This is a genomic window from Brevundimonas sp. Root1423 (assembly GCF_001426805.1).
Genome location: NZ_LMFL01000001.1, coordinates 1 through 25,253, shown reverse-complemented (window position 1 = coordinate 25,253; position 25,253 = coordinate 1). Strand labels below are relative to the sequence as shown.

The following is a 25,253-nucleotide window of genomic DNA, read 5'->3' as shown; positions in this document are numbered from 1 at the left end:
GCAACGGCCCCCGGAGCGATCCGGGGGCCGTTTTTCATTGGGCCCGAGTGGACTAGTGTCGGCGCATGACCGACCGCCCCGCCCTTCTGATCATGCAGCGGCATCTGGCGCCGCTGACAGCCTTTCTTGAGAGCCAGTGGACCGTCTACCGGTTCTGGGAGGGCCCGCCGCTGGAGGCGCAGGCCGAGATTCGGGCGCTTGTGGTGGCGGGAGAATTCCCGCTCGACAAGGCGCTGATCGAACAGCTGCCGAAGTTGCAGCTGATCGCCTGTTTCACCTCGGGCTACGACCGCATCGACACCGAATGGTGCAAGGCGCGCGGCCTGCCGGTCACCCATGCGCCGGGCGTGAACCACGAAGACGTGGCCGACCACGCCATCGGCCTGATCATCGCCGCGCGGCGCCAGATCGCGACGGGCGACCGGTGTCTGCGCGCCGGCGAATGGACGCCGGACTCGAAGATGATCACGCCGTCGCTGCACGCGCAGAAAGTCGGGATCGTCGGCCTGGGGGGTATCGGCGAGGCCGTGGCGCGACGGGCGGAGGCGCTGCGTATGACCGTCAAATGGTGGGGCCCGCGCGAGAAGGCGGCCGTCTGGCCCCGCGCCGCGTCTCTGGTCGAGCTGGCGAAGGACAGCGACATACTGGTGGTCGCGTGCAGGGCGGACGACAGCAATATCGGCCTGATCTCGCGCGAGGTGATCGAGGCCCTCGGGCCGCACGGGCTGCTGGTCAATGTCGCGCGCGGCCAGCTGGTCGACGAGGACGCCCTGATCGCCGCCTTGAAAGACGGCCGGCTGGGTCAGGCCGCGCTGGACGTGTTCGAGGAAGAGCCGGTCGACGTGGCCCGCTGGGCCGACGTGCCGAACACCGTCCTGACCCCGCACACCGGCGGCGCCACGACCGAGGCCGTTCAGGGCATGCTGATGCTGCTGATGCAGAACCTGACCGCCGCCTTCGCGGGCCAGCCGCTAAAGACTCCGACGCCGGACTAGCCGCCGTTTGGCGGGTCCATACCGGCCGGCATGCCGCCGGTGTCGGCGGGCGCGGTCGACGGCACCGACATGCGCGCGGCGGGCGGCGCCGGCGGGGCGGGCATCATGGCGGCCCGTTCGGTCGGGCTGACGAGGCCGTCGTGATCCACATCCAGGCTGGTGAACAGGGCGGCGGCGGCGCTGCGCATCTCCTCGCGGCTGATGCGGGCGTTCCTGTCGGCGTCGGCGCGGGTGATCATCGACCGGATGCGGGGGCCGCCCATCTGGCTCATCGGCGGCTGGGTCAGGGGCGCCAGTTCACCGCCGGTGATCATGTCGTCGGCGTTGGCGTCCAGACGCGTGAACATCTGGTCCTGGCGCGCCTGCATCGCCTCAAGGGTCAGAGGCCCGCCCATGCCGCCTCCCTGGCCGCCCATTCCGGGCGGCGGGGTCTGGGCGGCGGCGGCGCCGGCGGCGAGAACCGCGAACGCGACGGATGAGGCTAAGGCGGTGCGGATCATGGCGTATCTCCTGCCGGTTCCACTGGGGCCGGACAAGTGTACGCCCGTTTCAACCGGCTTGTCGCGCGTCTGAATTCACTTGCAAAATCATATAAGGATATCTTTATATAAACAAATGTCGTTGTCCCCTGATCAAGCCATCGAGGCCCTGCGCGCCGCGGGCGAGCCCACCCGTCTGCGGGTGCTGTCTTTGCTGGCCGGCGAAGAACTGTCGGTGATGGAGTTGTCGCGGATTCTGGAACAGAGCCAGCCGCGCGTGTCACGCCATCTGAAGCTGATGGCGGACGCCGGTCTGATCGAACGATTCCCCGACGGCGCGCGCGTCTTCTATCGCCTGTCGTCGGATCCGCTGGCGCGCCGGCTGGTCGACACGGTGCTGGATCTGTTGAACGATGCCGCCCACGCGGACGACGACAGTCGTCTGGAAGAGGTGCGCCGCGATCGCGGGGCCGCCGCCAGCGCCTATTTCGAACGCATCGCGCCGCAGTGGGACCGTATCCGTTCCCTGTACGTCAGCGAGACCGCCGTCGAAGCCGCCATCAAGAAGGCCGCCGGCGACGGACCGTTCGAGCGGGTTGTCGACCTGGGCACGGGCTCGGGCCGGATGCTGACCCTGCTGGGCAAGTCGGCGAAGATGTCGGTCGGGCTGGATCTCAGCCAGAACATGCTCAACATCGCCCGCGCCAATGTGACCAGGGCCGGACTGGACAAGGTCGAGCTGCGCCACGGCGACATCTTCGCCACCCGCCTGCCCGAACACAGCGCCGATCTGGTGCTGGTCCATCAGGTCCTGCACTACCTGGCCGACCCTGCCGCGGCCGTCGCCGAGGCGGCGCGGCTGGTCATGCCGGGCGGACGCCTGCTGATCGTCGATTTCGCGCCACACCAGCTGGAGCATCTGCGCGAGGAGCATCAACACCGCCGCCTCGGCTTCGCCGACGCGGAGATGCGTCTCTGGCTGTCCGGCGCGGGCCTGAAGCCCAGCGCGCCGATCGCCCTTCCCCCCGACACCGACGGCCTGACCGTCTCCATCTGGACCGCCGAACGTCCAGCCGCAGCCAAGGCCAAGGTCGCATGAGCATCGCCCCCCGCAGTCTGGCCGAGGCCCGCGCCCTGTTGCTGTCGCCGCTGGGTCCCATCGCCCGCGCGGGGCAGGACCGCTCGCGCCCCCGCGTCTCGTTCGAATTCTTCCCGCCCAAGTCCGACGAAGCCGAGGCCAATCTGTGGAAGGCCGTCACCCGTCTGGCCCCGCTTGAGCCCGAGTTCGTGTCCGTGACCTATGGCGCCGGCGGTTCGACGCGCGAACGTACGCACCGGACGGTCGAACGCATTTTGGCCGAGACTTCTCTGACCCCCGCCGCCCACCTGACCTGCGTCGAGGCCAGCCGCGAGGATGTGGATGCGGTCATCGAGGGTTATCGCGACGCCGGCGTGCGCCACATCGTGGCCCTGCGCGGCGACCCGCCGGGCGGGAACGGCATCGGCGGCGTCTATGTTCCGCGTACGGACGGTTACGCCAACGCGACCGAACTGACAGCCGCCATCACGGCCAAGGGCGGCTTCGACGTCATCGTCGGCTGCTATCCCGAAGGTCACCCCGAGAGCCCGTCGACGGCCCATGATATCGACGTTCTGAAGGCCAAGGTCGACGCCGGCGCCACGCGTGCGATCAGTCAGTTCTTCTTCGACATCGACGCCTTCCTGCGGTTCCGGGACCGGGTGCGCGCGGCGGGGATCACCATTCCGATGTCGCCGGGCATCATGCCGGTGACCAATTTCAACGGCCTGAAGCGGATGTCGGCGGCGTGCGGCGCGGCTGTGCCCGACTGGCTGGCCGCCCATTTCGACGGACTGGACGACGACCCCGAGACCCGCAAGCTGATCGCCGCCTCGGTCGCCGCCGAAACCTGCGCCCGCCTGCAGGAGGAAGGCTTCGCCGACTTCCACTTCTACACATTGAACCGCGCCGACCTGGTCTATGCGATCTGCCGGGTTCTGGGCGTGCGTGAGACGAAGGCCGCCACAGTATGAGTTCTCCCCTCCCCCGCAGCGAACGCATCGCCGCCCTGCACCGGGCCGCGAAGGAGCGCATTCTGGTTCTGGACGGCGCTTGGGGCGTGATGATCCAGCGCAGCGAACTGTCGGAAGAGGATTTCCGCGGCGACCGCTTCGCCGGCCACAACGGCCAGATGAAGGGCAATAACGACATCCTGTGCATCACCCGCCCTGACGTCATCGCGGGCCTGCACGACCAGTATTTCGCCGCCGGCGCCGACATCAGCGAGACCAACACCTTCTCGGCAACGGTCATCGCCCAGGACGACTACAAGCTGGAAGCCGACGCGGTCTGGGACATCAATCTGGAGGGCGCGAAACTGGCCCGCGCCGCTGCCGACCGGTGGACCGCGAAAGAGCCGCACAAGCCGCGCTTCGTCGCCGGCTCGATCGGGCCGCTGAACAAGATGCTGTCCATGTCGTCGGACGTGAACGATCCCGGCGCGCGTCTTGTGACCTTCGATCAGGTCTATGACGCCTACCGCCATCAGGTGAAGGCGCTGAACGAGGGCGGCGTCGACCTCTATCTGATCGAGACCATCACCGACACGCTGAACTGCAAGGCCGCGATCAAGGCGATCAAGGACCTTGAGGACGAGGGCATGGAGGCCCTGCCGATCTGGATTTCGGGCACCGCCACGCCAAGCCGTTCGCCGTGGGCTTCAACTGCGCCCTGGGCGCCGATCTGATGCGCCCGTTCATCGCCGAATTGTCGCGGGTGGCCGACACGCTCGTCGCCGCCTATCCGAACGCCGGCCTGCCCAACGCCATGGGCCAGTACGACGAAGAGCCCCACCAGACCGCCCACTTCATCGAGGAATGGGCGGCCTCGGGTCTGGTCAACATCGTCGGCGGCTGCTGCGGCACGACGCCAGACCATATCCGGCACACAGCGGAGGCGGTGTCCAAACTGCCGACGCGCGAAATCCCTGACCGACCCGTCGCAATGCGTCTGTCCGGCCTCGAACCCTTTGAATTGGTAGCGTAAGTGCGTCCCACCTTCATCAACGTCGGCGAACGGACCAACGTCACCGGCTCGGCCAAATTCAAGAAACTGATCATCGAGGGCGACTATTCCGCCGCCCTGTCGGTGGCGCGCCAGCAGGTCGAGGCCGGGGCCTCGGTCATCGACATCAACATGGACGAGGGCCTGCTGGATTCGAAGCAGGCCATGATCACCTTCCTCAACCTGATCGCGGCCGAGCCCGACATCGCCCGCGTGCCGGTGATGATCGACAGCTCCAAATGGGAGGTCATCGAGGCGGGCCTGAAGTGCGTTCAGGGCAAGCCGATCGTGAACTCCATCTCGATGAAGGAGGGTGAGGACGCCTTCCGCGCCCAAGCCGTCAAATGCCTGCGCTACGGCGCCGCCGTGGTGGTGATGGCCTTCGACGAGGTCGGCCAGGCCGACACCGCCGCGCGCAAGATCGAGATCTGCAGCCGGGCCTACCGCATCCTGGTGGACGAGGTCGGCTTCCCGCCCGAGGACATCATCTTCGATCCCAACATCTTCGCCGTGGCGACGGGGATCGAGGAGCACGACAACTACGCCGTCGACTTCATCGAGGCGACGAAGGTCATCAAGAGCACCCTGCCCTACGCCCGCGTGTCGGGCGGGGTGTCGAACGTGTCGTTCAGCTTCCGTGGCAATGAGCCGGTGCGCCGGGCGATCCACAGCGTCTTCCTGTACCATGCCATCCAGGCGGGCATGGACATGGGCATCGTCAACGCCGGCGACCTGCCCGTCTACACGGACATCGAGCCGACGCTGCGCGAAGCGGTCGAGGACGTGATCCTGAACCGCAAACAGCGGACCAATGTCTCGAATACCGAACGCCTCGTCGACATCGCCCCCAACTACAAGGGCGACAAGGGCGTGGCCCGTGTCGTCGATCTGAAATGGCGCGACGCCCCCGTCGGCAAGCGGATCGAGCACGCGCTCGTCAACGGCATCACCGAATACATCGACGCCGACACCGAGGAGGCGCGGCTGTCCGTCGAGCGGCCGCTGCACGTCATCGAAGGTCCGCTGATGGACGGGATGAACGTGGTCGGCGACCTGTTCGGCTCGGGCAAGATGTTCCTGCCACAGGTGGTGAAGTCGGCCCGCGTGATGAAACAGGCCGTGGCTTGGCTGGAACCCTTCATGGAGGCCGAAAAGGCCGGCAAGCCGCGCGAGCAGGCGGGCCGCATCCTGATGGCCACGGTCAAGGGCGACGTCCACGACATCGGCAAGAACATCGTCGGCGTGNGCCGAAAAGGCCGGCAAGCCGCGCGAGCAGGCGGGCCGCATCCTGATGGCCACGGTCAAGGGCGACGTCCACGACATCGGCAAGAACATCGTCGGCGTGGTCCTGCAGTGTAACAACTACGAGGTCATCGACCTGGGCGTCATGGTCCCGGCCGCCCGCATCCTGGACGCCGCCGTCGAGCACAAGGTGGACATCGTCGGCCTGTCGGGCCTCATCACCCCCTCGCTGGACGAGATGGTCTTCGTGGCGCGCGAGATGGAACGCCGCGGCTTCGACATCCCCCTGCTGATCGGCGGGGCGACGACCAGCCGGACCCACACCGCGGTGAAGATCGAGCCCGGCTATCGCGCCGGTTCGACCACCTACGTCATCGACGCCAGCCGCGCCGTCGGCGTGGTCTCGGGCCTGCTGTCGAAGACCGAGCGGGCGAAGAACGAGGCCGCTACGCGCGACGAATACGTCCGCATCCGCGAGCAATATGCGCGCGGTCAGGAGGTGAAGGCGCGGGCCACGCTCGCGCAGGCGCGCGAGAACCGGTTCCGGCCCGATCCGACCAACCGGATGCCCGGAGCGCCGTCCTTCATCGGCGTGCGCGCCTTCGATGCATGGGACCTCGCCGATCTGGCGGACCACATCGACTGGACGCCCTTCTTCGCCAGCTGGGAACTGATCGGCCGCTATCCGATGATCCTCGAGGACGAGATCGTTGGCGAGGCCGCGCGCGACCTGTTCAAGGACGCGCAGGCGATGCTGAAGCGGATCATCGACGAGAAATGGTTCACCGCGCGCGGCGTGGTCGGCTTCTGGCCGGCGCGCGCCGTGGGCGACGACATCGCCGTCTTCGCCGACGAGGGCCGGGTCGAGGAGATCGCCCGCTTCCACACCCTGCGCCAGCAGATCAAGAAGTCGAACGGCAAGCCCAACCTGGCCATGTCGGACTTCATCGCCGAGGAAGGCCCGGACTACATCGGCGCCTTCGCCGTCACCGCCGGCCATGGCGAGCTGGAAATCGCCAAACGCTTCAAGGACGCGGGCGACGACTACTCGTCCATCCTCGCTACCGCCCTGGCTGACCGTCTGGCCGAGGCCTTCGCCGAGGCCCTGCACAAGAAGGTGCGGACCGAGCTGTGGGGCTACGCCCCCGACGAGGCGACGACGACCGACGAGCTGATCGCCGAGCAATATCAGGGCATCCGCCCTGCCCCCGGCTATCCGGCCCAGCCGGACCACACCGAGAAGGCGACCCTGTTCCGCCTGCTGGACGCGGGCGCCAACGCCGGCATGGCCCTGACGGAAAGCTATGCGATGACGCCGCCGGCCTCGGTCTCGGGCCTGTATTTCGGCCACCCCGGCAGCCACTATTTCGGCGTCGGCAAGATCGATCCCGATCAGGTCGAGGACTACGCCCGTCGCAAGGGCTGGGATATCGCTACGGCCGAACGCTGGCTGTCGCCGATCCTGAACTACGACCCCGGCGCGATCGAGCGGAACGACGCGGCCTGAGCCTCGCGACAGGAGACGGGGACCGACGAAAGCGTCTGAAAAGTTGGCAGAAACGAAAAACGCCGGCGCAAATGCGCCGGCGTTTCCCGTTCGAGAGGTATCGAGGCTTAGAAAGAGTAACGGGCCCCGATGTAGAAGCGCCGCGGCGCAACCCAGCTGTTCGCTTCCTGATAAGCGTACTGACCGGTGCCTGCACGGTTGGCGACAACGCTCCGCGCCGACTGCTGGTTCAGCACGTTGAAGGCGTCGAGGAAGAACTCGGTCTCGCCGAACGGGAGGTCGAGCACATACTTCAGACGCATGTCGAACGTGAAGTACGACGGGTTCTGCTCCGAACCGACGCCACCCGGGAGGAAGTAGGTGTCGCACACTCCGCCATAGTAGTAGCCGGCGGTGCGATCATCACCCGGGGTGGTGGGGTCGTTTGCGCCGCACTGGTTGGTGGCGCTGTAGAGCGGCGGGAAGAAGCGGCCCTGCACAGCGTCAGCCGGCGTGTAGAGCGAACCGCTGTTCCAGTTGAACACGCCCGACACTTCCAGACCGAAGTCGAACTCGTAGGCGCCGTAGGCCTTGAACTGGTGCGGGATGTTGCCCGCCTGCGGACCCCAGGTGTTCGGGGCTCGCGGATCGAGCGCGATCCAGTCGCCCTGGTAGTCGGCGTTACCGTCCGAGTTGGTGTTACCCTCGGCGTGGTTGAACGTGTACGAGAGCTGGCCGAACCAGTTGTCGGTCCGGAACTTGGTCAGGACGACCTCGAAGCCGGTGTACTCCCGCCTGCCGCCGGCCAGGGTGCCGAGGACGTAGTTGGTGCCGGGGTTCACGTCGTAGCCGAAGTAGTCCAGGCCCAGGTAGAACAGGGAACCCGGATGCGCGGCGCCATAGGCGCCGCAGGCAGCCGGCGTGCAGGTGTCGTCTGCATAGAGGCTGAGATCGTAGTCCTCCATGATGTCGAGGGACACGCGGTGCGTTAGCGAGGCCGACAGGCCAATGTCCGATCCAAAGGTGGTCGAGCCGCCGATCATGAACTCGTCAGTGTACGGAGTCTTGATGTTTGGCGCGATGGCCGCGTCACCCGGACCGCGGGTGCGGAAGGTGATCCACTGACCGGCAGCATAGATCTGCTCGTTGTTGACCGGACCGGTCAGGGCGCCGGCGAAGTCGGTCATGTCGAGGCGGATCGGGTCATAGTAGCGACCGACGAAGCCGAAGATCTTGCTGCGGCCGTCGCCGAACAGGTCGTAGACCACGCTAAGACGCGGTGCGAACGTCCAGTCGAAGTCGGCGATCTCGCTGCCGTCCGAAGCAAAGTGATTCATCTTCTCTGCACGGATGCCGGCGTTCACCGTCAACTGGTCCAGCGTCCAGGTGTCCTGCAGGTACAGGGTCGTGCCTTCGCTCGACACGGTGTACGGGGCGTCAGCCGATCGGACCGAACGGTAGACGTTCACCCCGCCGTACGGGTTGCCGGCCGTGCTGTTGAACACGATGGCGTCTGCCTCGGCGGCCGAGATCGCGCCGTCACCGTTGGTGTCGTACGCCGCTCGGGCGGCCGCATTGGCGGTCAGGGCCGGCAGCAGGAAGTTGTTGTAGTCAGCCGCTGTGATCTGGCGAGCCGTCCAGCCGGGGAACGGCGGGGTGGCCGTCATATCCCGGGCCCGACCGTATTCGCCCAGTGTGGTCCCCGAATAGGTCGCCGCGAGCGAGTTGTAGGTCGCGCCGCCCGGCACCGAGTCCGTCTGGAAGTAGGTGTTTTCGGTGGTCAGAATGCCGGCTTTGATGGTGTGGCTGCCGAAGCTGGTGTCGACGAAGTATTCAGCCGTCAAACCCCATTCTGCGCGGTTACGCTGTTCTTCGGCGGAGAGTCCCCGGCCGCCCAGCTGACGCTGTTCGATCGTGGATCCGGCTCCGTTCAGATAGGTGACGTTGTCACGGATCGATTGATCGACCGCGATATTTGACAGCTCGGACTCGTGCTTGAAGTAGTAGGCGTTCAGAAGCAGGTCGCCCCAGGTACGGGAGTATTCGAACTTGTAGTTGTCGCCGCCTTGGATAGTCGAATAGTCACGACGATTAATGGTCGTGGCAAGGTTACTGCCCGAGAGGGTCGACGGGTCGGCGAAATAGGTCGCGCTCAGGCGGTCATTGTCCGTGACCTGCCACGTCAGCTTCAGGAATTTGTTCTCATCTTCGCGTTCCACCGTACGGACCAGCGCGCCCGAGGTGGTGTCCAGCACATCGTCTTCACGATAGAGCTTTTGATACGAGGTGTAGAACCACAGTCGGTCGCGAATGATGGGCCCGCCGAAGGTGATGGCGGTGTCGTACGTCGAGAAGCCGCCCGAGGTGTTGTGTTCGTCCTCGGCGACGAGATCGTCGTTCTGGAAGTAGTAGTTGAGCGAGCCGTGCCATTCGTTCGAGCCCGACTTGGTGACAACGCGCGAAATCAGGCCCGAACCGCCAGCGTACTCAGCGGGCACGCCGCCGACGATGACCTGTTGTTCCTGGATGATTTCGGAGTTGAAGTTGGAACCGAAAGTGCCGGTGACCGGGTCGGTGACATCGACGCCGTCCAGATAGTAGAGGTTGTCCGTCGAAGAACCGATCGTGCCGCCGACGTCCGAATAGTTGACGCCCGAACGCGAGGACGGGTTAGCGCTGTTCCCGGACGTGGGCTTCGTGCCCGGAACCAGCTGCAGATAGCTCTGATAGCTGCGGCCCGTGGGCAGGGATTCCACCGTATCCAGCGTCAGGGTGGTGCCGACCGTGGCCGACGTGACGTCCACGGCTGCGAGCGAGCGCCCAGTGACAACAACGTCCCCGAGGTCCGTCGCGTTTGCCGTGCGGGATCCGCTGACGAGGACATAACCCACACTGAGATCCCGGCCGCTCACAACCGCGACATTGCCGGTGCTGTAATCGGTGTAGCCCGAGGCCTCTACCTTGACGGTGTAGTTCGTTGCGGGATCCAGGCCCCCGATGCGCACCCGGCCTTCAGCGTCCGTCTGGCCGGTCCTCGTCACCAGGCTGTCTGGCGAGCTGACAGTCACCGTGGCGCCGGCCAGCGGCTGGTTGTCGTCTCCGGTGACGGCGATGCGCAGGCTGCCGGTCTGGCTTTGAGCCATGGCGGTCGTCGGCGCCAGCAGCGCGACGGCCGGCACGGCCGTCAGGGCCAGCAGAGCGGCCCCACCAGCCATGGTGGACGCCATCAGACGCTCACGGATGGAATACTTCTTCAAAATTGCCTCCAGCAAAGGACGAACGCCGGAGCGCGTCCAGCAATCGCAAATGTCGTGCGGAGTCGCACGCCCTGCGCCAGAGGAACGGAGTCAAAGTCTCGTGTCGACCTAGAACATCGTCACGTGAAAACGCGGAGTCAGTTCTGTGACAGGCCCATCACGTTGAATATGATTGCAGTATTACAATAATGAGTTTTTTGCCGGTGGCGTGGTTATTCCACCCGAACTGGCCAAATCGGCTTAATTATTTACGCCCGCGTAAATGCTATCGCTCGGACCTCGTCGTGCCTCCCGGTCGCGGCCCGGGAGGCTCGGCCGGGGGTCGGAGCCTCGCCTATTCCAGGCCGACATCCCGGGGCGTGGCCGGGGCGGTCGTGATGCCGGCGCGAATGCGGCGCGCGGCGTGCTCGCAACGGCCCGGCAGGCCGAAGAACAGGCCGAAGGCCTGGCTGCGCACGGCTTCTTCCTGTCCGGCCAGCGGGGTCCATTTGGCGGTCGCTTCGGCGGCGGCAGCGGTTGCTGCGGCACGGGTCGCCGCTGTCTGGCGGGGCTCGGCGGCGTTGAGGGCGGCGCGGAAGTCGGCGGCCTCCAGCTTGCCAAGCCGGATGATGTCGAGATCCAGCGGATCACGGTTGGTCAGGGTCTCGCCGAGAGCCACGTGGCCGTTCACCAGCGCCTCACACCAGGCCACCAGCGGATAGTCGCCCTCGGGCGCGCCGCGCGGCATCGGATTGGCGTAGGCGACCGCCTCGCGGAAGCGCTCGGTCTCGACGGCTTCCACGCCCGGGGCGGTGGTGACGACGCCGTCCTGTGCGCGGGCCGGGGCGGGCGTCTGGGTGGAGAGCACGAGGGCGGAAACGAGGGTGATCAGCATGTGAAATCCGGGACGGTGCGAACAACGGTCAAGCCTAACGCCTGACCGGGGCGAATGGTTTTAATGCGGCAGGAGAAATTGCCGAGACATACTCTCTTGACGGGTGCATCTTCGGCGGCTCAATCTCTGGTGAGGTGGCATCCCGCCGCCTGGAGGACCGTCCGATGTTTGCACGACTGTCTAGGCTCATTGTAATCGGCGCCACGGCGCTGTCGGCTATGTACGCCGCGCCGGCGAGCGCGACCGACTACATCCGTGAACGCGAGTATTATTCCGACGCTACCTACACGGTGCAGGTCGGCTACTGGATGAACAACTGTCAGCGTCAGTTCCGCGGCTGGGGCGAGGTTACGCCCTACTACATCGAGTTGAGCGCAGAGCCCTGTGAAGGCAACTGGCCGCCCCGCGGCTGGAACCCCTGAGTTAAAGGAAAGTCTGCCAGGGGGCGCGGCGGTCACGACTGCCGCGCCTCTTTCAATTCGGGCCCACGCCTTCGATCTTCGTGCGGACGAAGTCCTGGCGCTTCACCCATCCCCAAACAAAAAGGGCGGCGGGCCATGGCCCGCCGCCCCGATTGATTCTAACGGCTTGACCTTAGAAGTTGGCGGTCAGGCCGAAGAAGACGTAACGACCCAGCGCATCATAGAGCTGCGGATAGGTGTTGTTGTTACCCGTGGTGCCGACGCTCGGCGACAGGGGCGGATCGCTGTCGAGGATGTTGTTGATCCCCATGCGGAAGGTGGTGTTGTCCATCACCTGCCAGACAGCCGCCAGGTCGAGGTAGTTCTGGGAGTCCAGAACCTTGTCGAGGCGGGCCGCGCTGTTGTTCAGGCTGCCGTCGGCGCCGAGGACGGCGATTTCAGCTTCGCCGTAGTGACGCCATGTGGCCGACACGTCCACGTCCCACGGGCTGACCCAGGTGACGCGGGCGCGGTGACGCCATTCGGGGTTCGGAACGCCGCACTGGTTGGCGTAGAAGCCCGTGCAGTCATACACGCTGTTGCCGAAGCCGAGGCCGGTGTCGGTTTCGAGTTCGTTCAGCAGGGTGCCGACGAACGAGAAGGCCAGCGAGCCGGCGTTCGACATGCCCCAGTCTTCCAGGCCAACGCCGTAGTTGGCGTTGAAGTCGATACCCGAGGTGCTGATGCCGCCGATGTTGACGTTGGTGTCGACGACGTTGCCGTTGGCGAGCCAGAGAGCGCCCGTCGCCGGGTCACGGTTGATCAGGCCGCAGGCCGTTGCGTTGCCGGCCGTGTAGCAGGCGTCCAGCGTGTTCAGCGGTCCGACGGTGCTGATCAGGTTTTCAACTTCGATGCTGTAGTAGTCGACCGACAGGTTGAAGCCCGGCAGGAAGCTCGGCGTCAGCACGAAACCGAAGGTGATGGTGTCGGCTTCTTCCGGCTCCAGGTCGGGGTTGCCGCCCTGCAGGAAGTTGTACTGGCCGGACGGGTTGGTCAGCAGGTTGCCCGGGTTGTTCGAGTTGGCCGCCGAAACCTGCCACGGATTGGTGCCGATGCAGGAGGCGGGGACAGCCCCGTCGCCCGCAGCAGCGCGCTCAGCCGCATCGCAGGGATCGTAGTCGATGTCGAACAGGTTGAAGCCCTGCGCCGTGAACAGTTCGATCACGTTCGGGGCCCGCACAGCGCGCGAGTAGCTGGCGCGGAAGCGGATGTCCTCGATCGGGGCGTAGTCCAGGCCGACCTTGTAGGTGTCGGCGCCGAAGTTCTCGTACTCCGAACGACGGTAGGCGGCGTCCAGCGAGGCCGAGTAGGCCCAGGGCTGATCGTCGGCCAGCGGGATCTGGATTTCGCCGAACACTTCAGCGACGTCCGTGTCACCCTCAAAGCCGATCGTCGGGCCGCCCTGACCGGCGCCGTCGCCGGTGGCGAAGGCGTTGTCAGTGACCGAACCGAGGAAGTCACGGCGATACTCGGCGCCGAACGCGACCTGGACGGTGCGCGAGGCGGTCGGCATCGACCAGCCCGTGTCGCCCGTGATGGCGGCGGTGACAACCTGCTGGGTCGTCTCGCCGGTCTGGATGAGCGGGATCTGCAGGTAGTCAAGCGCTGCCTGGGTGACGCCGCCCGGGGCGAAGATGTTGTAGGGCACGCAGGTCGTGTCGGACCCGTCAACCACCGAACGGCACTGGGCGTTCACTCCGGCGCCGGGATCGGTGTCGACGACGTCGAACGCCCGGGCGAGGCGAGTGTTCGAGAAGTCGTTCAGATAGGTGCGGGCGAGACGAACGCGCGAGAACTGGGCCGCGATATCGTAGTTCCAGCCATCCGTGATCTCGCCGCGGATGCCCGCAACGCCACGATAGGAGGTGTAGTTGATCGAGTCCTGGCGACCGCCGCCTTCGGCGTTCCGGCGGCCGATCAGCAGATCGACGTCACCAACGGTGCCGCCGCCGGCGCAGCCGATGGTCGTGCGCTGTTGGGCCGACAGAAGCGGGTTGGCGCACTGCAGGGTGATGACCGGGCCGAGGAAGGCGCCCGACGGCGCGATCTGGGCGACCGACTGATAGTCCGAGAACATCAGCTGGGCGAAGGCTTCGACCTTGTCGTTGACTTCGTAACGGCCGAAGGCGCCGAGGGTGTAACGCTCATCCGGGCGCTGATAGTAGTTCAGTGGACCGAAGTTGTACTGGCCGGTCGCGGCGCTGAAGGGCGTGAAGGTGCCGGTGCCGACGCCGGTCGTGCCGCCGACGGTCGAGTCGGAGCCGCTGTCCAGCGAGATGAAACGACCCGGGAAGGCCGTGCTGGAGCCGCCGCAGGTGAATTCCGTGCCGGCAGCGTTCTGGCCGCCGAGCGAGCACGACGAGTAGTCGCGGTCGCCGCCGAGGACGGGGTTGTTGTTGCGGTAGCCGGCGTAGGCCATCAGGTTGCCGCGGCCGTCCGGCGAAGCGACGCCCATGGTGATGTTGATCGAGCGGCTCTCACCGTCCGAGACGTTGTCGTCGGGCAGTTGGAACTGGGCCGGGTTGGTGGCGGCGCGGCCGGCGATGACGGCGCGCAGGTTGCCCGGGCCGTCATAGTCGTTGTTGTGCTGATAGAAGCCGTACTGGGCGTCGATCTGCAGGCCTTCGAAGTCCTTCTTCATGATGAAGTTGACGACGCCGGCGACAGCGTCCGAACCGTAAACGGCGGAAGCGCCGCCGGTCAGGACTTCAACGCGCTCGACCAGTTGTTCCGGAATCTGGTTCAGGTCGGCCGCGTCGTCGTTCGGCGAGCCGTAGCCCATCCGGCGACCGTCGATCAGCACCAGGGTGCGCGACGAACCGAGGTTACGCAGCGAAACCGTGGCCGTACCCGAAGCGCCGTTGGAAACGGTCGAGTTCTGGGCGGCGAAGGCCTGCGGCAGCTGGTTCACCAGGTCCTCGACCCGGGTCACGCCCGCGATGTCGATGTCCTCGCCGGTCACCTGGGTGACGGGGCTGGTGGTGACCAGGTTGGTCTGCGGAATGCGCGAGCCGGTGACGACGACTTCGTCGAGCTGCGTCTCTTCCTGCGGAGCCGGGGCGGTCTGCGCCATCGCCGGTGCGGCGAAGGCGAGGGCGGCGAAGCCGCCGATCATCGTCGTCGACAGCAGTCGATTACGGGTTTTCTGGGTTCTCAAAGGTCGTCTCCTGATGTTCGGCATCGCCCGTTTCCGGGGCGCCGCGGCCTTAGAATGGAATATTCCCTTCTCCCACGGACAGATTCCCCCGCCGCAGTTGCCCGACGTTATGCTCTGCGCCGTACCATTCGCCAGTGTAATTACCTGACTGTAATCGTGTCGAAGCGGGACTGTCGTATTTAGGCCACGATACGGTCACAGCCCCTGTTGCAGGCAATCCGGTTGACGCCTGGAACGACTTGACCGACTTAGGTCCGGGCGCGCCGTGGGTCTGGAGGACCAAATCATGTCATTTGTTTCCGGGCTTGCGGCTGTCGCCGCCGTCGCCGCGCTTTCCGGGCAGACCGCGCCCCCGCAGGAGCGCGCCGAGGCCCTGTCCCGTCTGACGGCCTGCCGCGCCATTTCCGACAGCGCCGCGCGCCTGAGCTGCTATGACGCCGCCGTCGGCGCGCTGGACACAGCCGAGCGTCAAGGCGAACTCGTGGTCCTGGACCGCGCCCAGGTCGGGGAGGCCCGGCGCCAGCTGTTCGGGTTCGAGATGCCGACCTTGCCGCGCCTGTTCGCGAATGACGGCGCGCCCGACATCGATTCCATCGAAACCACCCTCCAGAGCGCGACCCAGGGCGCCGAGAACCGCTGGATCTTCCGCCTGGCCGACGGCGGCGTCTGGCGTCAGATTGATTCCGAACCCTTCCGCTCCCGTCCCCGCCAGGGCGACGCCGTACGGGTGCGCAAGGCCAGTCTTGGCAGCTTCATGCTGACGGTCGGCGGAAGTCGCGCCGTCCGGGTGCGGCGCCAGTAACGATGCCCCCGCGCCCGCTGTCCCCGACCGTCTGGACCTCGCCGCAGCTCGCCCCCGGCGCCTTGGCTGATCTCGCCGCCTCGGGCGTGCAGCGGATCATCAGCAACCGGCCGGACGGCGAGGACCCCGGACAGCCCACGGCCGCCGAAATGGAAGCAGCGGCGCGGCAGGCCGGCATGACCTTCGACTGGATTCCCGTAACCGGAATGCCGACCGCCGCCCAGGCCGCCGCCGTGGGCGACTTGCTGGCTGACGGGCGACCGACGGTGATGTTCTGCCGTTCGGGCACGCGTTCCGCCGCGGCATGGGCATTGTCCGAACGACTGCGCGGCGCGGATGCGGACGAGTTACGCGCCGCGGCTGCGGGCGCCGGCTACGACTTCAGCCGGCTGCCGCTCTGACGGTCAGCGAAGGATGGCGACGCGGGCGGCGTAGGGAGCGGGTTCCGGCGTGCAGGACGCTACAGCCAGTTGCATCGCCATGAGACACAGGAAGGCCGCAGCCACGGGCTGGAGCCGATTTGAGACAGTCAGGGCGATGGAAACGGCCACGATGCGCACTCCGCAGAAGGTTTACGAAGTCCTGACGCAAGCCCCGGACCGCGCCCGATGATCCCCTTCGTCCCCATGCCGCCCTTCGAGTACGGGCGCGTCGATGCGGTCTCGCCGCTGATCCAGCGCGTGATCGCGAACAATCCGGGGCCCTTCACCTTCTCCGGGACCGGGACCTATATCGTCGGCCGGCCGGATGCGGGGGCGGGTGTGGCGGTGATCGACCCGGGACCGCTGGACGAGAGCCATCTGGCGGCCCTGCTAAAGGCCGTGGCCGGACGGCGGGTCACCCACGTACTGGTGACCCATACCCATCGCGACCATGCTCCCCTCGCCCTCCCCTTCGCCGAGGCCGTCGGCGCCTCCATTCTGGCGGCCAGTCCGCCGGCGCGGACGATCCACGCCTCGGCGGCGCTGGATGAGGACGACGACGAGACCTTCGCGCCGGACGTCATCCTGACCGGCGGGGAGGTGATCGAGGGCGACGGTTGGAGCATCCAGGCGATGGCGACGCCGGGCCACGCCTCGAACCACATGGCTTTCGTCCTGCGCGAGGAGAACGCCCTGTTCAGCGGCGATCACGTCATGGGCTGGTCGACCACCGTCGTTGCGCCGCCGGACGGCGACATGACCGCCTATATGAAGAGCCTCGACGAGGTGATCGACCGCGGATTCGCCACGCTCTGGCCGACCCATGGCGCGCCGGTGACCGAGCCGGCCGCTTTCCTGGCTGCCTACAAGGCGCACAGGCTGGCGCGGGAGGCGCAGATCGTCGAACGGCTGGCCGAAGGCGACCGGCGGATATCGGATATCGTCCCGAACCTCTACGCCGCCGTGGATTCCCGGCTGTGGCCCGCGGCCAGCCTGTCGGTCTGGGCCCATCTGATCGCGCTGGAGGACGCGGGCCGGGTCAAGGCCAGGCCGGGGCCGGCGATCGACGCAGACTGGGCCCTCAGCTAGCCGGCGGGCTGCAGCGACGCACTGATGTCCGACACCAGTTCGCAGGCGTCGCCGCCGTGTGAACGGGCGTCGCGCGCGGCGACGCGAATGTCGGTGCGTCCCGGACGGATGCGGATCACCGCGTCATGGTCGAAGCCGAACCAGAAGCCTTCGCGGGTGCCGTCAGCCCGCGCCACGCCGGCGCCGCGGAGGGTGAAGCCGGCCTTCTCCAGCGCCCATATCGCTGATTCCGGCGCGATCTGCTTCATGACAGGCAGGGCTCCGGGACAGGCCTCGACGCCGGCCGTCGCGCGAGGCCCGCGGTTTCCGCGTTCGTCGCCGAGGTCGCCGAACCCCGGAATTTCGGCCAGATCGGTGCTGATGTCCTCGGGCGGAGCACTGGCCTGCCGGCCGTTGTGCCAGACGAAGCCGCCCAGCGTTCCTCCCGCAGCCACCACCGCCGCCAGCGCCATCAGGCCCAGCCGTCGGACGTCCCGCAAAGCCAGAACCACCGCGCCCAGCGCGGCCGCGACGCCGGCGATGGACAGCCACCAGCCCACCTTCATGGTCAGCAGATCATAGCCGGTCTCGAACGACAGACCGCCCGCCCGCGTCAGCAGGGCGGCGACCAGAACCAGCAGGGGCGCGGCGAGGCTCAGCGCCAGAAGCACTGCGACGCCCTGCCCTCCCTTGCGACGGGCAGCCATGGATCAGGCCCCCGCTGTCGGCAGGCGGTAGTCCTTCATCCGTTCGCGAACCAGCTTCTTGTCGATCTTGCCGGTGGCGCCCAGCGGGATGTCGTCAACGAAGACGACGTCGTCGGGCATCCACCATTTGGCGATCTTGCCCTGCAGGAAGTCGAGATGCTCCTGCTTGTTCTGGGCCTCCCCGGGCTTGAGCTTGATGACCAGCACCGGACGTTCGTCCCATTTGGGGTGGGCCGCGCCGATGACGGCAGCCAGTTCGACCTTCGGGTGGCCGACGGCGATGTTCTCGATCTCGATCGAACTGATCCACTCGCCGCCGGACTTGATCACGTCCTTGGCGCGGTCGGTGATCTGCATGAAGCCCTGCTCGTCGATGGTCGAGACATCGCCGGTGTCGAAGAAGCCTTCGTGGTCGAGGATGTCGCCGCCCTCGTCCTTGAAGTAGGCCCCCGCAATGGTCGGGCCCTTGATCATCAGGCGGCCGTAGGTGTGCCCGTCGTGGGGCATTTCCTGACCGGCGTAGTTTTTGAGCTTCAGTTCCACGCCCAGCGGCGGCGTGCCCTGTTTGACCCGCCACTTCATCTGCTCGTCGTACGGCAGGGCGCGCAGTTCCGGCGTCATGTTGGACAAGGTGCCGATCGGCGAGGTCTCGGTCATGCCCCAGCCCTGCAGGACCTCGATGTTGAACTCGTCCTGGAAGGCGCGGATCAGGCTTTCCGGGACGGCCGAGCCGCCAATCAGGACCTTCTTCACGGTCGGAATCTTGAGGTTGTTCTCGCGCAGGTGCGTCAGCAGACCCTGCCAGACCGTCGGCACGGCGGCCGAGAAGGTGACGCCCTCGCTCTCGATCAGTTCGTAAATAGCGGCGCCGTCCATCCTCGCGCCCGGCATGACCAGCTTGGTCCCGCCCGCCGGCCCGGCGAAGGCGATGCCCCAGGCGTTGGCGTGGAACATAGGCACCACGGGCAGGATCACCTCGCTGGGCGAGGCTCCCAGCACCGTCGCCTGCATGCCCAGCAGCGTGTGGATGAAGTTCGAGCGGTGTGAATACAGCACCCCCTTCGGATTGCCGGTCGTACCCGAGGTATAGCAGAGACCGCAGGCCGTCAGTTCGTCGAACCCACCCCAGGCGACGTCTTCCGAAGCGGTGGCCAGCAGCGCCTCATAGCATTCGGCCCCCGGCAGCTTGGTCGCCGGCATGGTCAGTTCGTCAGTCAGGACCACCACCCGCTCCACCGAGGGGCAATGCGGCAGCACGGCTTCCAGCAGGGGAATGAAGGTCAGGTCGACGAAGATGATCTTATCCTCGGCGTGGTTGATGATGTAGATCAGTTGCTCGGGGAACAGGCGCGGGTTCAGGGTGTGGCACACGGCACCGATGCCCATGATGCCGTACCAGACCTCCATGTGCCGGCCCGTGTTCCAGGCCAGGGTGGCGATGCGGTCGCCGACCTTTACGTCCCAGTCCTTGAGCACGGAGGACACCCGTTTGGCCCGGGCGTGGATCTCGGCATAGGTGGTGCGGACGATGGGCCCCTCGACCGACCGGGTCACAACTTCGCGGTGACTGTGCCAGTTTTTCGAGTGGTCCAGGATCTTGTCGACCGTCAGCGGCCAGTCCTGCATCAATCCGAGCATCACGATCCCTCAAGGCTACGTCTGCTTTGAGACGCTTGCAGCCACGCTATCGGCGCGTACCGGGATAAGCAACGTGACGCGGGGTCAAGGAACCGTTCGGAAACCCTGACTATGTCAGCATGCGGCCATGGACCGCATGCGCGAACACCTGACGGTCAATGAGGGGCCTGAAGCCGTTGGCTGGCCCTTCCCATGGTGGGGCCTGCTGGTCGGCGGCGTCTTTCTGGGTGCGATGTTCACGCCCCTGGCCCTCTGGGTCGGCATCCTCCCGCTATTTGGCGGCGCGATGCTTGCGATCCCCTTCATCGCGATCGGCACGCTGATCGGTGGAGATGCTGCGGTTGCGGCCACCGTCGCGATCGGCTTCTCCGGGCTGTTCCTGCTCGGGGTCGGCACGCTGGTGCGCGATATCGTCCGGGCGACCAGCCGACGGTCCCGGTCGGCGCTGATGAACAGACTGGTCCTGTTTATCCTTCTGACGGCCGGCCTGGCTGTCTCCGCCTACGCCCTCAGCGACGCCTGGGTCTACTAGCCGTCGCCGCGCCGCCGCCCTAGAAGACCGCCATGGCCATCCTCATTGCGATCACCGGCGGTTCCGGATCGGGCAAGAGCACGCTCGCCGAAGCTCTCGTGGCGGGTCTGCCGGCCGGCTCGGCCGTGCTCGTGCGCGAGGACTCCTACTACCGCGACGCGGCCAGTCTGCCCGGCTTCGACGCAGCCACATTCGACTTCGATGACGTCGCGGCCCGTGACCACGAATTGATGATCCGCGACCTTGCCGCGCTGAAAGCGGGGCGGGACGTTGTCGCGCCGCTCTATTCCTTCATCCACCACGGTCGTGACCCCGGCGGCGAACCGGTCAGGGCCGCACCGGTGGTGGTCGTCGAAGGCACCCATGTGCTGTGCACCCCGGCTCTGGTCGAGCTGTTCGACATCCGCGTGTTCGTGGACACACCGGCCGACATTCGCTTCATCCGGCGCCTGCTGCGCGATCAGGCCGAACGGGGGCGTACGGCAGAGTCCGTCATCGACCAGTATCTGGCCACGGTTCGGCCCGGCCATGAGCGGCTGACCGAGCCGTCCCGGCTGAACGCCGACTTCGTGGTTGCGGATGTCACCGCCGCCGTACGGCTTGAGGATCCGCAGGCCGTTGTCCGTCTGGCCGCACCGGTTCTGGCCCATCCCCTGCTGGCGCCGCTACTCGCCCGCTGATTGCAAATTTGCATTGATTTTAACTTGCCCCGCGAGCAGCAAGCCGTCACCTTCGCACCTCAAAGAGCGGTGAATTCCAGATGCACGCCCTGGCGGAGCAAGATCCCCCGATCCACGACGCCAAACGCGAGGTCATCTTGCGGCACGCGCGGCGCGCCTTCACTGCGGAAGGCTATACGGGGGCCAGGATCGAGCCCATCGCCCGAGACGCCGGCGTTTCCACCGCGACCATCTACGCCCTGTTCGACGGCAAGGAGGAACTCTTCGCGGCGGTGATCGAGGACTCCGCCATCGAGTTCACCCGTCTGATGGGCCATGTCCGTACGACCAGCGGTCCCGCACGCGAACGCCTGATGTGTTTCGCCACAACCTACGCGGCCTTCATGGCGGACCCGTTCATCCGGGCGGTCTTCCGGCTGGTCATGGCCGAACGGCGCCGCTTCCAGGAAGTGGCGATGAAGTTCTTCGATCGCGGCAAGGCCGACTTCGGCAAGGTGCTGATCGACGCCCTGAACGAAATGGTAGAGACCGGCGAACTCAGGTTCGAGCGCGCCTCCTGGGCCGCCGGACAGCTGATGGGAATGATCGAGCATCCCGTCTTCTTCATGCCGCTGGTGACAGGCGACGAAGTCATGCCCGTGCGCGCCGTGGACCAGATCGCCAACGACGCTGTCGAGACCTTCCTCGCCCGCTACGGCGTCTGAAGGCTCAGGGCTGCAGGCGGGTCCGGGTCCAGCCGGCGCCGTCCCGGTCGAACCGCAGCCGGTCGTGCAGCCGGAAGGGCCGGTCCCGCCAGAACTCGACCTGATCCGGGATCACCCTCCATCCGGTCCAGCGCTCGGGCCGCGGAACGTCCCCGCCCTCGAACCGCGCCGTTTCCCGCGCCACCGCCGCCTCCAGCGCGTCCCGGCTTTCCAGCGGGCGTGACTGATCCGAGGCCCAGGCCCCGATCCGGCTCTCGCGCGCCCGACTGGCGAAGTAGGCGTCCGCCTCGGCCTGCGTCACCGGCTCGACGCCGCCCCGCACCCGCACCTGTCGGCGCAGGGATTTCCAGTGGAACAGCAGGGCCGCCTGCGGCCGCGCGGCCAGTTGCCCGCCCTTCGCGCTCTCGGCGTTCGAATAGAAGGTGAAGCCCCGCGCATCGACGTCTTTCAGCAGCACCATCCGGCTGTCCGGGGCGTCGTCGGCGCCGACTGTCGCCAGCGCCATCGCATTGGCGTCGTTGGGCTCGGTCGCCTTGGCGTCGTTCAGCCAGTCGATGAACAGGGCGATCGGCTCGGTCCGGTCGAAGATCGTCTCGTCGCCATTCGCGGCCAGGGCTGCGGCGTAGTCGCGCGCATATTCCTCACGGGTCGGGCTGGACGGGATCACGGGCGCGGTCATGCGACCGGGATAATGCATCGCAGGCGTCCCGGCGAGAGCGTCACGGTTAACCGGGCCTTGACCATGTCCGGGCCTTACTTGCGGCATGCGCGCACGATCCCGTCCCGAGGTCGCCTCGACCGATGAGGCCTACGCCCTGCTTGGCCTGACCGGGCCGGCTGACGGTGCAGCGTTGAAGGCTGCGTTCCGCAAGGCGATCAAGGCGGCCCGGCCCGACACGCCCGGCGGCAGCGACGCCCGGTTCCGCAAGGTCATCGCCGCCTGGCGTCTGATCCAGCGAGAGACCGCGCCGCTGGCCCTCGCCGCGCCCGTTCGAACCGCACCCGCCCTGCCCATTGTCGGCCTGAGCCCGGACATCGCCCTGAACGGCGGCATGGTGGAGGTGGGGCTCTGGCGCCGGACGCTTCGGGTCCGCGTGCCCGCGGGCCTGCGCAGCGGCGAGCACCTGCGGCTGAAGTCGGCCGGAGACGGCGGGGCCGATCTGTATCTGCCGGTGCTTGTGCGCGGCGACGGACGTCTGAGCGCCGTCGGCGACGACCTCTACATGACCTGTCCGGTCCCTCTCCGCCTGCTCGAGGACGGCGGGCGACTGGAGATCGAGACGCATGCGGGACCGCGCTCGGCCTGGCTGGTCGCGGGCTGTCAGCCGCTGCGGCTGCGCCTCAGGGGATTGGGCCTGCCGGCGCGCGGCGCCCGGCCTCAGGGCCACCTTTTCGTGACCCTCGAGCCGTCAGAGGAGGCCCCGTCCGCGGCGGAGGACCTGCTGGTCCGTTTCACGCGCGTCTGGACGCCGGACCGTCTGGCGGCTTAGGTCGCCCCATGTCGCACAACACCTTCGGCCATCTGTTTCGCGTGACGACCTGGGGCGAGAGCCACGGGCCGGCGATCGGCTGCGTCGTTGACGGCTGCCCGCCCCTGATCCCGCTGACCGAGGCTGACCTCCAGCCCTGGCTGGACCGGCGCAAGCCCGGCGGCAGCCGCTTCGTCACCCAGCGGCAGGAGAGCGACACGGCCCGCATCCTGTCCGGCGTGTTCGACGACGGAAACGGCCCGGTCACGACCGGTACGCCGATCGCCATCCAGATCGAAAACGAGGACGCCCGCTCGAAGGACTATGGCGAGATCGCCCGCGCCTTCCGGCCCGGCCACGCCGACTACACCTACCAGGCCAAATACGGCGTCCGCGACCATCGCGGCGGCGGACGCTCCTCGGCGCGAGAGACGGCCGTGCGGGTCGCGGCGGGGGCCGTAGCGCGCAGGATTCTGGGCGACGGCGTGCGCATCCGGGCCGGCGTGGTCCAGCTTGGCCCGCACCGGATCGCGCCCGAGGCGGTGGATTTCGACACCGTCCATGACAACGCCCTGTTCGCAGCGTCCGCGGCCGTCGTGCCGGCCTGGGAAGACTACCTCGACGGCGTTCGCAAGGCCGGCTCCTCGATCGGCGCGATCGTGGCGCTGGAGGTCACCGGCGTGCCTGCGGGCTGGGGCGCCCCTGTCTATGGCAAGCTCGACGCCGAACTTGCCGCGGCCATGATGTCGATCAATGCGGTCAAGGGCGTCGAGATCGGCGCTGGCTTCGGTTCGGCCGAACTCTCCGGCGAGGAAAACGCCGACCAGATGCGGATGGGCGACGACGGCCGTCCCATCTTCCTGAGCAACCACGCCGGCGGCGTTCTGGGCGGCATATCGACCGGCCAGCCGCTGATGGCCCGGATCGCCTTCAAGCCCACCTCCTCCATCCTGACGCCGCGCCAGACGATCACCCGCGACGGCGATGAGACCGATCTGCGCACCAAGGGGCGGCACGACCCCTGCGTCGCCCTGCGCGGCGTGCCCGTGGTGGAAGCGATGGCGGCCTGTGTTCTCGCCGACGCCATGCTGCGACATCGCGCCCAGATCGGCTGACCCCTTTTCAGCCACCAACACTGTTACTATATACGCGCCAGCGAGGTTCATAACCCTCGGATTCCCGGGAGCATCCCCATGATCGACGTCAGACCCTTCTCCAGCCTCGGCGGCGCGAACCACGGCTGGCTGAACGCCAAACACCACTTCTCCTTCGCCAACTACTATGACCCGAGCCGCATGAGCTGGGGCCGGCTGCGCGTCTGGAACGACGACGAGATCGCCGCCCAGTCCGGCTTCCCGCCCCACCCGCACAACGACATGGAAATCATCACCTACGTCCGGACCGGCGCGATCACCCATGAGGACTCCATGGGCAACCGCGGCCGCACCGGCGCCGGCGACGTGCAGGTGATGAGCGCGGGCACGGGCGTGCGTCACTCCGAGTTCAATCTGGAGAACGAGACCACCACCCTGTTCCAGATCTGGATCGAGGCCGACAAGCGCGGCGCGGCGCCCAGCTGGGGGGCCAAGGTGTTTCCGAAGAACGACCGGACCGGGAAGTTCTCGGTTCTGGCATCAGGTGACCCGTCCGACGACGCCCTGACCATCAACGCCGACGCCCGCGTGCTGGGCGCCACGCTGAACGCGGGCGAGAGCCTGACCTACAGCTTGGCCGAGGGCCGTCACGCCTATCTGGTCCCCGCCGTCGGCGAGGTCGAGGTCAATGGCGTGACGCTGAACGCCCGCGACGGCGCCGCGATCAAGGACGAGGCCGAGATCACGATCACGGCCAGGGCCGACGCCGAACTGGTGATGGTCGACAGCCTCTAGCACTCCAGCCTCGCCCCAGCGAAAAACCCCGCCCGGATCGCTCCGGGCGGGGTTCTTTTTGTCTGGTCCGACCGTCAGTGCGTCGCGACGACCGTGCCCGGATCCTGCACCGGCTGGGCGGCCGGCAGGGGGTCGGAAGCCTCATCCCATTCCACCGGCGTCAGCGTGCCGGTCAGGGCCCATTTCAGGGCCTCGTCGGCCGTCTTGATGGGGACGATCTCCAGCGCCGACTTCACATTGTCGGGCACGTCGGCGAGGTCCTTCTCGTTCTCTTCCGGGATCAGCACCGTCTTGATGCCCGAGCGGAGG

23 protein-coding genes and 2 pseudogenes are annotated in these 25,253 nt (G+C 66.9%); 16 read left to right on the top strand and 9 right to left on the bottom strand.

The features are described 5' to 3' along the window. Positions 1 to 65: 65 nt before the first annotated feature. Positions 66 to 995: a 2-hydroxyacid dehydrogenase gene (locus tag ASD25_RS00120; protein ID WP_056613745.1), complete on the top strand. Its 930-nt coding sequence runs from the start codon at positions 66 to 68 to the stop codon at positions 993 to 995. Here ASD25_RS00120 and ASD25_RS00115 read toward each other — a convergent pair. After that, entirely contained in the window at positions 992 to 1,495 is a 504-nt protein-coding gene (locus tag ASD25_RS00115) for an EF-hand domain-containing protein (RefSeq protein WP_056613741.1), read from the bottom strand. The genes ASD25_RS00120 and ASD25_RS00115 overlap by 4 nt on opposite strands. 115 nt (positions 1,496 to 1,610) lie before the next feature. Between ASD25_RS00115 and ASD25_RS00110 the strand changes: the two genes are divergently transcribed. The 5 genes and pseudogenes from ASD25_RS00110 to ASD25_RS31485 form a co-directional block, all read left to right on the top strand. Beyond that, complete coding sequence (locus ASD25_RS00110) at positions 1,611 to 2,573, top strand: metalloregulator ArsR/SmtB family transcription factor (protein ID WP_056613739.1); 963 nt, start codon at positions 1,611 to 1,613, stop codon at positions 2,571 to 2,573. Next, entirely contained in the window at positions 2,570 to 3,526 is a 957-nt protein-coding gene (gene metF / locus ASD25_RS00105) for a methylenetetrahydrofolate reductase [NAD(P)H] (RefSeq protein ID WP_056613736.1), read from the top strand. Before ASD25_RS00110 ends, metF begins: the two co-directional genes overlap by 4 nt. After that, positions 3,523 to 4,538 (top strand): annotated as a pseudogene (locus ASD25_RS00100) (homocysteine S-methyltransferase family protein). The gene metF and the pseudogene ASD25_RS00100 overlap by 4 nt, the downstream one beginning before the upstream one ends. Beyond that, positions 4,539 to 5,801, top strand: a pseudogene (locus ASD25_RS31490) (dihydropteroate synthase); the annotation flags it as partial. It lies immediately after the preceding pseudogene. 1 nt (position 5,802) lies between these two features. After that, on the top strand, positions 5,803 to 7,305 hold a 1,503-nt coding region (locus ASD25_RS31485; protein ID WP_235562507.1), incomplete at its 5' end, for a vitamin B12 dependent-methionine synthase activation domain-containing protein. Positions 7,306 to 7,412: 107 nt separating this feature from the next. Here the strand turns inward: ASD25_RS31485 and ASD25_RS00085 are convergent. Beyond that, positions 7,413 to 10,541 (bottom strand): TonB-dependent receptor, encoded by a 3,129-nt coding sequence (locus ASD25_RS00085; protein ID WP_056613728.1) that lies wholly within the window; start codon positions 10,539 to 10,541, stop codon positions 7,413 to 7,415. A gap of 334 nt (positions 10,542 to 10,875) precedes the next feature. Next, a complete protein-coding gene (locus ASD25_RS00080; RefSeq protein ID WP_056613727.1) occupies positions 10,876 to 11,415 on the bottom strand; it encodes a hypothetical protein in 540 nt (179 codons plus the stop codon). A gap of 164 nt (positions 11,416 to 11,579) precedes the next feature. On the opposite strand from ASD25_RS00080, the gene ASD25_RS00075 reads away from it, so the two are divergent. Then, complete coding sequence (locus ASD25_RS00075) at positions 11,580 to 11,837, top strand: DUF6289 family protein (protein WP_056613724.1); 258 nt, start codon at positions 11,580 to 11,582, stop codon at positions 11,835 to 11,837. A 172-nt stretch (positions 11,838 to 12,009) separates the two neighbouring features. On the opposite strand, the gene ASD25_RS00070 is transcribed toward ASD25_RS00075, so the two are convergent. After that, on the bottom strand, positions 12,010 to 15,033 hold the full coding sequence (locus ASD25_RS00070; protein ID WP_235562505.1) for a TonB-dependent siderophore receptor: 3,024 nt from the start codon (positions 15,031 to 15,033) through the stop codon (positions 12,010 to 12,012). 286 nt (positions 15,034 to 15,319) lie between these two features. On the opposite strand from ASD25_RS00070, the gene ASD25_RS00065 reads away from it, so the two are divergent. Then, positions 15,320 to 15,835 carry a hypothetical protein gene (locus tag ASD25_RS00065; RefSeq protein WP_156389140.1) on the top strand — a complete coding sequence of 172 codons (516 nt, stop codon included), beginning with the start codon at positions 15,320 to 15,322 and terminating at the stop codon, positions 15,833 to 15,835. A gap of 2 nt (positions 15,836 to 15,837) precedes the next feature. After that, on the top strand, positions 15,838 to 16,236 hold the full coding sequence (locus ASD25_RS00060) for a TIGR01244 family sulfur transferase (RefSeq protein WP_056613719.1): 399 nt from the start codon (positions 15,838 to 15,840) through the stop codon (positions 16,234 to 16,236). A gap of 3 nt (positions 16,237 to 16,239) precedes the next feature. On the opposite strand, the gene ASD25_RS31140 is transcribed toward ASD25_RS00060, so the two are convergent. Further along, on the bottom strand, positions 16,240 to 16,386 hold the full coding sequence (locus tag ASD25_RS31140; RefSeq protein WP_200943477.1) for a hypothetical protein: 147 nt from the start codon (positions 16,384 to 16,386) through the stop codon (positions 16,240 to 16,242). A gap of 57 nt (positions 16,387 to 16,443) precedes the next feature. Between ASD25_RS31140 and ASD25_RS00055 the strand changes: the two genes are divergently transcribed. Further along, entirely contained in the window at positions 16,444 to 17,346 is a 903-nt protein-coding gene (locus tag ASD25_RS00055; RefSeq protein ID WP_056613717.1) for an MBL fold metallo-hydrolase, read from the top strand. On the opposite strand, the gene ASD25_RS00050 is transcribed toward ASD25_RS00055, so the two are convergent. Continuing rightward, a complete protein-coding gene (locus ASD25_RS00050; RefSeq protein ID WP_156389139.1) occupies positions 17,343 to 18,032 on the bottom strand; it encodes a DUF1499 domain-containing protein in 690 nt (229 codons plus the stop codon). The genes ASD25_RS00055 and ASD25_RS00050 overlap by 4 nt on opposite strands. A gap of 3 nt (positions 18,033 to 18,035) precedes the next feature. Then, positions 18,036 to 19,670: a long-chain-fatty-acid--CoA ligase gene (locus ASD25_RS00045; protein ID WP_056613713.1), complete on the bottom strand. Its 1,635-nt coding sequence runs from the start codon at positions 19,668 to 19,670 to the stop codon at positions 18,036 to 18,038. Positions 19,671 to 19,797: 127 nt separating this feature from the next. Between ASD25_RS00045 and ASD25_RS00040 the strand changes: the two genes are divergently transcribed. From ASD25_RS00040 to ASD25_RS00030, 3 genes are all read left to right on the top strand, one after another. After that, positions 19,798 to 20,202, top strand: a complete 405-nt coding sequence (locus ASD25_RS00040) for a hypothetical protein (RefSeq protein WP_056613710.1) — start codon at positions 19,798 to 19,800, stop codon at positions 20,200 to 20,202. A gap of 32 nt (positions 20,203 to 20,234) precedes the next feature. After that, complete coding sequence (gene udk / locus ASD25_RS00035; RefSeq protein WP_056613708.1) at positions 20,235 to 20,882, top strand: uridine kinase; 648 nt, start codon at positions 20,235 to 20,237, stop codon at positions 20,880 to 20,882. A gap of 80 nt (positions 20,883 to 20,962) precedes the next feature. Then, complete coding sequence (locus tag ASD25_RS00030; RefSeq protein WP_056613705.1) at positions 20,963 to 21,586, top strand: TetR/AcrR family transcriptional regulator; 624 nt, start codon at positions 20,963 to 20,965, stop codon at positions 21,584 to 21,586. A gap of 4 nt (positions 21,587 to 21,590) precedes the next feature. Here ASD25_RS00030 and pdxH read toward each other — a convergent pair whose 3' ends face one another. Continuing rightward, a complete protein-coding gene (gene pdxH, locus ASD25_RS00025) occupies positions 21,591 to 22,265 on the bottom strand; it encodes a pyridoxamine 5'-phosphate oxidase (protein WP_056614752.1) in 675 nt (224 codons plus the stop codon). 85 nt (positions 22,266 to 22,350) lie between these two features. Between pdxH and ASD25_RS00020 the strand changes: the two genes are divergently transcribed. From ASD25_RS00020 to ASD25_RS00010, 3 genes are all read left to right on the top strand, one after another. Beyond that, positions 22,351 to 23,076 (top strand): DnaJ C-terminal domain-containing protein, encoded by a 726-nt coding sequence (locus ASD25_RS00020; protein ID WP_056613702.1) that lies wholly within the window; start codon positions 22,351 to 22,353, stop codon positions 23,074 to 23,076. Positions 23,077 to 23,084: 8 nt separating this feature from the next. Further along, positions 23,085 to 24,170 (top strand): chorismate synthase, encoded by a 1,086-nt coding sequence (gene aroC / locus ASD25_RS00015; protein ID WP_056613699.1) that lies wholly within the window; start codon positions 23,085 to 23,087, stop codon positions 24,168 to 24,170. A gap of 78 nt (positions 24,171 to 24,248) precedes the next feature. Continuing rightward, complete coding sequence (locus ASD25_RS00010) at positions 24,249 to 24,944, top strand: pirin family protein (protein ID WP_056613696.1); 696 nt, start codon at positions 24,249 to 24,251, stop codon at positions 24,942 to 24,944. Between the two features lie 74 nt (positions 24,945 to 25,018). On the opposite strand, the gene ASD25_RS00005 is transcribed toward ASD25_RS00010, so the two are convergent. Continuing rightward, on the bottom strand, positions 25,019 to 25,253 hold a 235-nt coding region (locus tag ASD25_RS00005; RefSeq protein ID WP_156389138.1), incomplete at its 5' end, for a S16 family serine protease.

Coding starts and splice junctions, on each gene's coding strand:
- ASD25_RS00010 (WP_056613696.1), top strand. CDS start 24,249: ATGATCGACGTCAGACCCTTCTCCAGCCTCGGCGGCGCGAACCACGGC.
- udk (WP_056613708.1), top strand. CDS start 20,235: ATGGCCATCCTCATTGCGATCACCGGCGGTTCCGGATCGGGCAAGAGC.
- ASD25_RS00060 (WP_056613719.1), top strand. CDS start 15,838: ATGCCCCCGCGCCCGCTGTCCCCGACCGTCTGGACCTCGCCGCAGCTC.
- ASD25_RS00045 (WP_056613713.1), bottom strand. CDS start 19,670: ATGCTCGGATTGATGCAGGACTGGCCGCTGACGGTCGACAAGATCCTG.
- ASD25_RS00030 (WP_056613705.1), top strand. CDS start 20,963: ATGCACGCCCTGGCGGAGCAAGATCCCCCGATCCACGACGCCAAACGC.
- ASD25_RS00120 (WP_056613745.1), top strand. CDS start 66: ATGACCGACCGCCCCGCCCTTCTGATCATGCAGCGGCATCTGGCGCCG.
- metF (WP_056613736.1), top strand. CDS start 2,570: ATGAGCATCGCCCCCCGCAGTCTGGCCGAGGCCCGCGCCCTGTTGCTG.
- ASD25_RS00115 (WP_056613741.1), bottom strand. CDS start 1,495: ATGATCCGCACCGCCTTAGCCTCATCCGTCGCGTTCGCGGTTCTCGCC.
- pdxH (WP_056614752.1), bottom strand. CDS start 22,265: ATGACCGCGCCCGTGATCCCGTCCAGCCCGACCCGTGAGGAATATGCG.
- ASD25_RS00050 (WP_156389139.1), bottom strand. CDS start 18,032: ATGGCTGCCCGTCGCAAGGGAGGGCAGGGCGTCGCAGTGCTTCTGGCG.
- aroC (WP_056613699.1), top strand. CDS start 23,085: ATGTCGCACAACACCTTCGGCCATCTGTTTCGCGTGACGACCTGGGGC.
- ASD25_RS00065 (WP_156389140.1), top strand. CDS start 15,320: ATGTCATTTGTTTCCGGGCTTGCGGCTGTCGCCGCCGTCGCCGCGCTT.
- ASD25_RS00055 (WP_056613717.1), top strand. CDS start 16,444: ATGATCCCCTTCGTCCCCATGCCGCCCTTCGAGTACGGGCGCGTCGAT.
- ASD25_RS00040 (WP_056613710.1), top strand. CDS start 19,798: ATGGACCGCATGCGCGAACACCTGACGGTCAATGAGGGGCCTGAAGCC.
- ASD25_RS00020 (WP_056613702.1), top strand. CDS start 22,351: ATGCGCGCACGATCCCGTCCCGAGGTCGCCTCGACCGATGAGGCCTAC.
- ASD25_RS00110 (WP_056613739.1), top strand. CDS start 1,611: ATGTCGTTGTCCCCTGATCAAGCCATCGAGGCCCTGCGCGCCGCGGGC.
- ASD25_RS00075 (WP_056613724.1), top strand. CDS start 11,580: ATGTTTGCACGACTGTCTAGGCTCATTGTAATCGGCGCCACGGCGCTG.
- ASD25_RS00080 (WP_056613727.1), bottom strand. CDS start 11,415: ATGCTGATCACCCTCGTTTCCGCCCTCGTGCTCTCCACCCAGACGCCC.